2 protein-coding genes are annotated in these 9,511 nt (G+C 66.6%); both read right to left on the bottom strand.

Annotation, left to right across the window (positions count from 1 at the left end; genetic code table 11):
• Positions 1-213: 213 nt before the first annotated feature.
• Positions 214-4,911, bottom strand: a complete 4,698-nt coding sequence (locus tag DI605_RS19990) for a hypothetical protein (RefSeq protein ID WP_293977311.1) — start codon at positions 4,909-4,911, stop codon at positions 214-216.
• A 13-nt stretch (positions 4,912-4,924) separates the two neighbouring features.
• Positions 4,925-9,445, bottom strand: coding sequence for a hypothetical protein (locus tag DI605_RS19985; protein ID WP_293977309.1), 4,521 nt, complete (start codon positions 9,443-9,445; stop codon positions 4,925-4,927).
• Positions 9,446-9,511: the final 66 nt, after the last annotated feature.

The following is a 9,511-nucleotide window of genomic DNA, read 5'->3' as shown; positions in this document are numbered from 1 at the left end:
CTCCCAAGCACCTTGGGCGGTGAGGTCAGCTACCGATTTAGCGGTGAACCGCGCTCCGACTGGCGAAGCGCCGTTGACGAGGCGCTATCTAGGTGGGGCGATTGCGGTAGTCAACAACAATTCGTCTCAAAAATGTAAGATAGTTCGCCGCCTTCGCGCGGACCGCTCCGCACCCTTCTTCGGCACCCCGCCACGGCCCCGTCTCCCCCGCCATCACAGCGGCACGACGTGGACGAAAACCAGCCTTTCCTCGATCACGTGCCGGTAACGCGTCCTGCCACCCTGGCGTTCGGTCATCACCTCATCGCTGTAGAAGCGCTCGAATTCGCGCAGCATCAGCCGGCGACTCCGCGTGCCCGCCGTCGCCAGAGTCGCGCTCGCTTCCCAGAAGGGCGTGTCGATCAGGATCGGCGGAAGCTGGACGATGTCAGGCAGCCGTCCAAGATCCACCGCCGGCCCGAGCGTCACCGATCCGCCGGCCCGCGTTTCCACGTGCTTCGTGCCTGCGGCGCTCGCGGCCTTGGTCGTCGCCGTCTTGCCCTTGGCCGTCGTCAGGACGGCCGTTTCCGCCACGAGATTGCCGATGCCCGGCACGGTCGGGGGCACCGCGCCCACGACATGATTCGCCAGGATCACGCTATCCTCCCAGCCCAGATCGCTGCCGATCGCCGGATCGCAGGTCTGGAGGACGAGTTCGACCCGGTTGCGCCCCTTTTCCTGCGCATTCTGCGGCGTCGACAGCCCCTGATAATCGCCATCGTTGGAGGCGGTCATCGGCCCGTAAGCGGGATTCGGCCCGCGCAGCGCGGCGGAGACACGCCCGTTCTGGACGCTGATCGTCGCGCGACGGCGCGGCAGCACCTGCGCGAAATCGCTGAGCACCACCCGGGAGATCTTCGCGCCGTCGATCGCATTGGGCTGATAGCGCACCAGCGCCAGCCGCACGAAAGGCATGTAGGTCGAGCCCGGATCCAGCTCGATATCGCAATACCAGAGATGGCGCGCCTCATCCCAGTGGACGCGATGGCCGACCACATGGACGAACGGCGCATTCTGCTCCGGCTTTTCCTGCAACCGCAGCGATTCGGATGTCACGCGAGCGGGAAAGTCGGTGACCCTCGTCTGGGTCTTGGGCAGGGCGCTGTCCCAGAAGGGATCGACGCCCCATTGCGTAACAAGCGTCTGATATTCGCGCGGAATATCCGTGAAGCGCCCGCCATCGTTGAAGATCACGACCCCCAGCAATTCGCCGTCGCCCGACGAGAACCAGGGGCGATCCAGCCACACGCGCAGGCCGTTGCCGTAGCGCACCACATCGCCCGGATCGGGCCGCGCGCCGGTCTGCTGCCAGCGGAACGTCGGCACGATATACAGCAGGCGCGGATCGCGCGGCGGCGCGCTGGCCGGCACGAGCGACTGCTGGTCCGTGCCTGCCGAATCGGTCAGCACCGGGGCACCGGCATCTTCTTCCGCCGGCAGCTTCACCTTCGGCCCCGTCGCCACCGGGCCAAGCCGCGTGACCGCATCCATCTGCGCATAGACGGAAGGCGGCAGATATTCGCGGAAACGCGTCGTCGCGCGCAGGCGATAGCGGATCAGGCGGAAGCGCGTGTCGCCCAGCGCGTGCACGTCGCCGCGCTGCGCCTTGGGATCCACCATCTGTTCGGCCACGGCCTGGGCGAGCGTGAATTCATTGGCGTGATTCTCGCCGAGCTTGATCTCGCCGAGCTGCCCCTTGTGATGGACGCGCTCCGGCCCGGGCTTGGTGAGATCGTCGACCCATTCGTCCCATTCAGCCTCCACCTCGAACTTGCCGGTGGAGGGCCCGTGGAGGCGGATGCCACGCGTGGAGAGGGTCGTATCGTGCGATCCGGCCTTCCGCTGCGGGAAGAGATAGACGAATTCCGGCTCGCAGACCGGCGCCTGCGTGGCGTGGACGAGCGTGAGATCGCGGAAGGGCGTCAGCAGCCAGTTCGCGCCCAACGCCGCCGTTCGATAGACGAAATCGCGCTGCGCGCCGACCGGCGTCCATTGCGGGATGCCGAACGTCTCGAGCAGCCTCTTGTCCGCGAAGCTGGAATAGACGAGCCGCACGATCCAGCCCTTCGATACAAAAAGGGTGAGCGTCCTCTCTTTCTCGTCCCACAAGGGCGCGCCATCGTCGGGGAAGCTTTCCGAACAGGGAAGCGAGGTCACCGTCTGCTTGCGCTCGGCAAGGATGATGCGGAAGCCGTTGCTGTCCGGCCAGGCCTGCCCGTTCCGCACCAGGATCACGAACTGCTCGGTCGGTGTCCTGCGGATCGCGCAGGACGGGCCGAGCACCACCTCCTGCGTCACGCCCGGCAGGGCATGCCCCGGTGCGGCGCGCAGCGCGACGCCGCCCGCCGCGCCATCGGGCAGCCACGGCGTCGTCACCTGCTTCTCGCCGTGGATCACATATTGGCCGCCGGACAGACGATCGCCCCCCGGATTGGTCTCGCTCGGCATGGCCGGCGGTACGGATGTGGTGGTGGCGATCTGGCCCAGCCCCACAGGCGTGATGAGGTGTACGTCCGCGCCGGGCAGCGGATCGTAAAGCGTCCCCTCCTCCCGCGCGGCGATCTCATAGCCTTTCTTGATCTGCTGCCAGTCGCCGAAATAGGGATCGAACAGGCCGTGCGTCTCGCATTGCTGCTGCGAGGATTTGGGCGGCACGAGGTGGCGCTCGTTGATCTCGCCATAGGCGAAATCCTGCGACACAGGCAGGCCGGTGGCGCCCTTGAAGGGCTCGGTCTTCAGATACTCGCCGGCCGAAACGTCGTAATTCGAGCGGATCACCATCCGCTCCAGCGATTCCCCCTCCGATACGCGGGTGCGGTGGACGACGACCGGCGGGTCGATCGGCTCGAACCGCCAGTAGCCGACCGCGTCGCTCGCCTGTTCCAGCTTGCCGAGCGTGGGATCGTCCACGGCGAGGCTGTTGCCCGCCAGATCGACGATGCGCGCGCGGAAGCGATAGAGCTGGCCGAAACGCAGGCGCGGCAGCGTGCCCTTCTGCGCCTTGAAGGTGGCGATCACGCCATTCCCACCCTCGGCATGATCGGTGACGGTGCTGGGCACCTCCGCCTGAATCTGGCTGTCCGCCGCCTGTTCGGATTTGATGACGAGGCCCGGCCGCGGCGTGCACAGGCTCCAGCCCGCCCAGCGGAACATCGATTCGTGCAGATAATGATCGTCGGGATTGTCGGCCCCCTCCCCGCCCGAGGTGGTGGAGGCGCCGGAGACATAGCCCTCGTCGGGCGGCAGATCGATTGCCTCCCCGCTCTTCACCAGCCGATAATCGCCGACGCGCGCGCACAGGGTCCGCCACGGCGCCGCATCGGCCGCATCGGGCACCAGCGCCACATCGACGCGATAGCCCTTGTGCACATCCTCGGCGAACAGCGTCACGTCATTGCCGCCGCCGCCCGCGATCGCGTCATTCTTCAGCGTCGCGGCGGCCGCCGCCGTCGCCACTTCCACGGCGCGGCCGTGGCGGGAGACGCCCAGCCCGCCGCTGCGCAGCGCCGCCACGCCCTGCCGGTCGCCGGTCGTGTAGGTCACCTCCCCATATTTCTGCCTGGGGTTCAGCGACTTGCCGACCAGATTCTGGGCGGTCAGCGTGAAGTTCACCGTCTTCAGCGCGGCGCCGTCGGGATCGACCTGATAGAGATCGAACAGCCCCTCCTTCTTCACGCTGTGGCTGTCGTCCGAATGGAGCAGGCGCAGCAGCCCGCGATCCTGATCGTCCCCGCGCGGGCGGGCGACGAAGCGCTCCTTGTCCGCGAAAAAGGCGGTGTAGGGCGTCACGTCGCCGGTTCTGTCGTGGTTGCGGGCCAGCCCCACGCGCAGGCGCATCCGGCCTTCCGCCTTGCCGCCCCCCGCCGCGATCCGCTCGTCCAGCCACTTGTCGTCCTCGAAGGTGAAATCGAGGACGAGGCCCAGCCGGCGCATCAGCTCGGGATAGTTGGAAAGGGACGAGACGATCCGGTGAAAGTCATAGTCCGGCGCCTTGGGCGGCGCAGGCACGGCTTCGTAGGACGGGCGCCGCATCCTCTTCTCGTCGTCGGTGGGGCGTACGCGCCGATAGAAGCGGTCCGCCTGGTAGAGCATATATTCCTCGGCCGAACGGAACTCGTCCATCAGCTCCGCATCCTTCTGCGCCACCAGCGGGGTGCCGGGGCCGCCGGGGCGGGGATTGTACCAGTCCGGCTCCATCGTCCGCCGCCGCCTGCGCCCGCCCGAGGCCGGGCCGCCCGTATCCTTGGCATCGGCACCCGGCACGTCGCCGTCATAGATTCCGTCCGGCCCGAACACCTGCTTGTCGAGCTTCTGTTCGAAGCCCTTGTCGAAGAAGCGGTCGAAGCCCGGCATCGCCACCTCGATCGTCTCGTGCCCGGTCTGGTATTTGAAAGTGCGCGTGCCCGCGTCGGATACCATCTGCTTCAGATCGGGGTGCGCATCCTTCCACGGCAGCAGGCTGGGATGGTTGGAGGCCGATTGCACGGCGAGCTTGCCGTAATGACGCTTCACATAGCCCAGCATGTTGCGCACCGAATAGCTGCGCAGGTTCGCCTGACTCATATCCTTGTAGACGAAGCCTGCGACGGGCGTCTGCTCGCCGAACAGCCGTTTCCACAGATCGGGATCGGGTTTCGATGCGAGCTTCAGCGCGATCGTCCTGCCGCCGCTCTGCACCGCGAACTTCGCGCCCTTCAGCGCCTCCGGCCAGTTCAGCCACTCGGGAAACTTGCCGAGAATTTGCTCGTTCGCCGCCTCCGGCGTCAGGCGCGGCGACACGACGACGCTCACCCGCCTCCTGCCCGCCCGCGTTCCGGGCTTGCCCGCGAAACCGAAGGGCAAAACGGTCCAGACGATCTGCTGCTTGGCCATGATCTGCCCCCCCTCAGGCGAAAGCCTCGATATGATCGCGCCATGCATAATCGGCGCTCTCGTCGATCTGCTGGAGCTCCTGCGCGAGCGGCACCGCGGGCTCGTAGCCGAGCATCTGGCGCAGCGACGGATCGCCATTCGATCCGGCGAACTTCTTCTCGCAGGTGATGGTGACGCTGCCCGAGAAGATGAACAGCGAGATCTCGATCGTCAGCTCGGCCTTGCCCACGCATTTGCCGGAGCTGAACTCGTAGCGCAGCTCCAGATAGAGTTCGATCGAGGCCGTGATGAGCCCGAGCACGTCGACATGCCCGCCCAGCCGGAAATAACCGGTGAGCGAGGCATCATTGCCCTCCATCCGGTAATAGATGCCGGCCATCACGTGCACGCCGCCGGACGCGACGCCGAAATCGATCGAGAAGGCCGCGCCGAACTCGAACGACGCCTCCAGGATCTGCACGCCGTGCGGATCGATCGTCACACCGAAGAAGCCGCCGCCGCCGAAGATGTAGACGGTCAGCAGGAAAGGCTGGTCGCGCCGGCAGAAATTGAAGCGCACGCTCAGCGGCTGGCCGATGAAGGGCACGGTGAAACCCGCCCCCAGGCTGACATTCGCGATGTTGAGCACGCCGCAGGTGATCGAGGGCAGCGAGACGTCGAAGCCCGCGTCGATGCCCTGCGGCGTGATGTCGAGATAGGGCGGGTCCGAGAAGCCGTCGAGCGGGATCACATCCTTCAGCGTCTCGACGAAGCTCAGCGGGCCGACGAACTTGATGTCCGAAAGCAGCACGTCGACATCCATCTTCGCCGCGCTGTCGATCGAGAATTCGATCTTCTCGAAATTCAGCTCCATGAAGCTGGCCGGCGCGATCAGCACCAGATCGAAATGCTTCAGGCCGCAGACCACGCTGATCTTCGGGCTGGACGATCCGTTCTTCTTCACCTTGGCTTCGACGGCGACCATCAGCCCGCGCTTGTTGTTCGCGCGGAAGATCGGATCGTCCGTGGCCTTGTTCGCCCCCGGCAGCCACCAGCTGGCGATCTCGGGCGTCCAGTCGAACCGGATCGTGAGTTCGTCGCCGGTCAGCATCTCGACCAGCTGGAGCAGATCGTCGACGCCGCCCAGGACCTGCTCCACTGCGGTCAACGCATCCAGCACGGCCTTGCGCGGTGCCCCGTCCAGCAGTTTGAAGCCGGCCAGCGCCGTCTTGAACGGCCCGATCGCGGCGATGAGCGCCTCGATCTTCGCCTTCAGCGCGGCCGGATTGCTGAAGAGGTTGGAGAGGACGGACGGATCGCCGACGATGCCCGAAAGCGCATCCCACAGCCCCTTTCCGGCGGTGATGATCGCCTGGAGCTGCTGGAGATCGACGAGCAGCGCATCCAGCTTGTCCGCCGCGTTGAGCACGGATTGCCGGAAGCCGGAGGGCAGCGACACGCCCCCCACGGAGGCGTTGGCCTTCGCCTTCATGTCCGCGATCGCGGTGCGCGCCTCGCCGATGCTGCCGGGCAGATCCGCCAGCTGAGGCGCGGTGGCGGCCGCGTCGATCGTCTTGGCGATCAGCGCCTGCAGCTTGCCCGCAATCTCCTCGACCTTCGCGATCACATCCTGCGCGGCGGCCACCACCGGCCCCACCTGTGCGGCGGCATAGGTCTTGGCCTGATCGATCAGATCCTCGAGAGTCGCCTTGAAGGCCGCCATCGCCGCATCGGCGATGCCCGCCGGGTTCGAGGCGAGATCGGTCACGAATTCGTAGAGGCGGACGAGGCCGTTCACGAAGCTTTCGATCTTCGTGCTGGCCTCGCTCACGAATTTCGGAACCTTGTCGGGCGATCCCGCCAGATCGGCCACCGCCTCGATCAGTTCGCCGAGCGGAATGCAGCCGAACAGAAGTGGCAGGGGCAGATCGGAAATGGATGTCGGAAAGCCGGCGCCCGCCGGCATCTCGCCGGTGATGAACTTGGCCGGATCGCTCATGATCGGCCCCGCCAGGCGGGAAAGCGCCGCCGGCTTGATGTTGGGCTGCATGAAGCCGCCCGATTTGTCGCCCTGGGACGAGAAATCGAGGTTCGGCCCCGATCCCGCCGCCACATCCACGAACACCTCGCCGCGATTGCCCGAAGGCGCGGGATCGAAGCCCGCCCGCAGGAATTGCTGGTTGAACGTCAGCGAATGCGGCTCCTGGCTGCCGGAGAGATGCGCGATCGGCCCGATCCGCGCCGCCACCTGCACCACCTTGGGAACCCAGATGGGCCGGTTCAGATTGTCGCTGACCGCCTTCAGGCTCGCGCTGTTCTTCTCGACGAAGCCACCAAATTCCACGCGATCGGCCTGGACGGAGGTGTCGCCGGCCTTCAGGCTGGGTGCCAGCGCGATCCGCTGCCAGTCCAGATAGGCGCAATTATAATCGTCGGTCGCATTGCCATAGGCGATGGCGGCCGCGATGCCGGCATCCTCCGCCACGCCGAAATTGGGCACCAGCTTCTTGGTGCTGCTGTTCAGCTTGCGCGGCGCGGCCAGCGTATTGTCGACGAAGATCATCGGCAGGTCGAAGGTCACGCGCCGCCCGTCCAGATCGGTGCCCGCGCACTGGAAGCGGAAGGGTTTGCCGCCGACATGCGGCCAGAACATCTTCTGCCCGCGCCCGCCGATCGAGGAGGGCGCGATGCCGGGATCGTCGAGATCCGGCGTTGTCTCGGTCAGGATCTTGATCCGCGAGAAGGGGAATTGCCTCGCGAGGCGGATGCCGGAACTGGATGTGGCATTGAGGAAGGCCGTGTCGTCATAGGCGCGTTCGCGCTCGCGGATGACGATGAAGAAGCGCTGGCGCAGATAGGCGACATTGCCCGGCATCTGTTCGGCCGTGGCGTTGCCATTGTGGAACTTGCGCTCGCTCACCTTGATCAGCGACACGCGATGGCCGAACGGAAACAGGAAGCCGCGATAGACGACGCGAACATAATGATCGCGCCCCATCGTCGCGCGATGCACCCATTCCTCCACGCTCAGGCCCGGCGGATCCCACGCACCGCGAGAATCCAGCCAGCCGCCCAGCGAGGTCAGCATCATCATGTTCGTGTCGAGCGGCTCGGGCGTGTAGCCGCTCACGCTGAAGTTCGAGCTGAGCTGCGCGATCTGGTAGCGATCGAAATTGTCGAGCGTCGTGCGGAAAGGGTTGGCCGCCGTGGAGGGCAGCTGGTCGCTATCGATCCAGTTGCTCGTCATCGGCTTGTCGGCCGCCTCGCCCCCCTTGCCGGAGAGGGCCCACACCGCGCGCGTCGTGCGCCCCGCATCGGGATAAGGCGGCTCGATCTCGGTGCCGTCCGCGCGCGGCGCCACGAGCCGTGAATGCCATAGCTCCGTCCGCTGCGTGGCGGCGGAGGTCACCGCATCCGGCGAATGGCGCCAGCGCGTGCCGGAATGCGGCGAAAGGATCAGGCGCCACGGCATCTCGATCGCCGTCACCGCGGCGCCGGGCAGCGCCGGCTTGGCGGCGACGATCCGCACGCCGGGCACGGCGGTGATCGATCCGGGCCGGAGGATGTCGATCGAAAAGCCCGCGCCGGCCGAAAGCTGGCGCGCACGCACAGTCGTCACGTCACCCGCCGCCACGCCGATGCGCAGCGTGCTGGCGACAGCACCCGCCATGGCCGCGCGGCGCTTGATCGGAAGCTCGCGCACAGCCTTCAGGTTCAGCAATTCCTCAAAGTGGAAGCGGCTCGGCGGATTGGCGCGGGGCTTGGCGGCGGCCGCCACCCTGGGCTCCAGCGTGCGGGCGGCGGCCAGCACCGCAGCCAGCGAATATTCGATGTCGAACCCGTCCGGCACGGCGAAGGCCAGCCGCGATTCCCCGGCGATGCGCGCGCGCACCGGCGGCGGCTTCAGCGTCTCCGATCCGCCGCCGACCGGCTCGGGCTTCTTCTTCTCGCCGGGCTTCGGCGTATCGTCGGGCTTCGGCGCATCATCCAGCTTGGCCGGCTTGCGCTCGAAGAACGTCTCCTCCGCGAAGGACTGGGGCGGGAAATGCAGGATCAGTGTAGCGGCGCCCCGCGCCGTCTTGCGCAACCGTGGCGGCGTGCCGGGCACGATGGTGAGATTCTGCGTCTCGATCCGCAGCGCCACGAGATCGTCGGCCCGGACGACAGGGCGGCCCGGCCGCGCGCGTTCGAAAATGTTGCGGATATGATCCTGCAGGAAGAGCGGCGGCAACGTCGGCACGATCTCGAAATCCGGCCGCGTCGCCACGGCATCGGTAACCTTCGTTCCCGCCTTGGTCGCCGCCCCAACCTTCGTCGCGCCGCTCGTCTTGGCCGTGCCGGCCGCCTTCGTCGCAGCGGCAAGGTCCGTCGCACCGGTCGCTGCCCTGGCGGTCGTGATCGTCTCGGCGATCTTCGTGCCGGCCTTGGACACCGCGGCGGCGGCCTTCGATCCGGCTACGGCCACCTTCGCGGCCGTGACCTTGGCGGCCGCGGCAACCTTCAAGCGACTCGCGGCATCCGCCTTCGAATCGGAGCCCTTAACGCCCTTCGCCATAGCTCTCTCCCCAAGCCCGGACCGGCATTCGGTTTGGTCTGCTTTTGGACCTTTCGTAACAGTTTG

The organism is Sphingomonas sp. (assembly GCF_003248515.1).
Taxonomy (GTDB): domain Bacteria; phylum Pseudomonadota; class Alphaproteobacteria; order Sphingomonadales; family Sphingomonadaceae; genus Sphingomonas_I.
The sequence above is the reverse complement of the archived record's forward strand: the minus strand, read 5'-3'. Positions and strand labels throughout refer to the sequence as shown.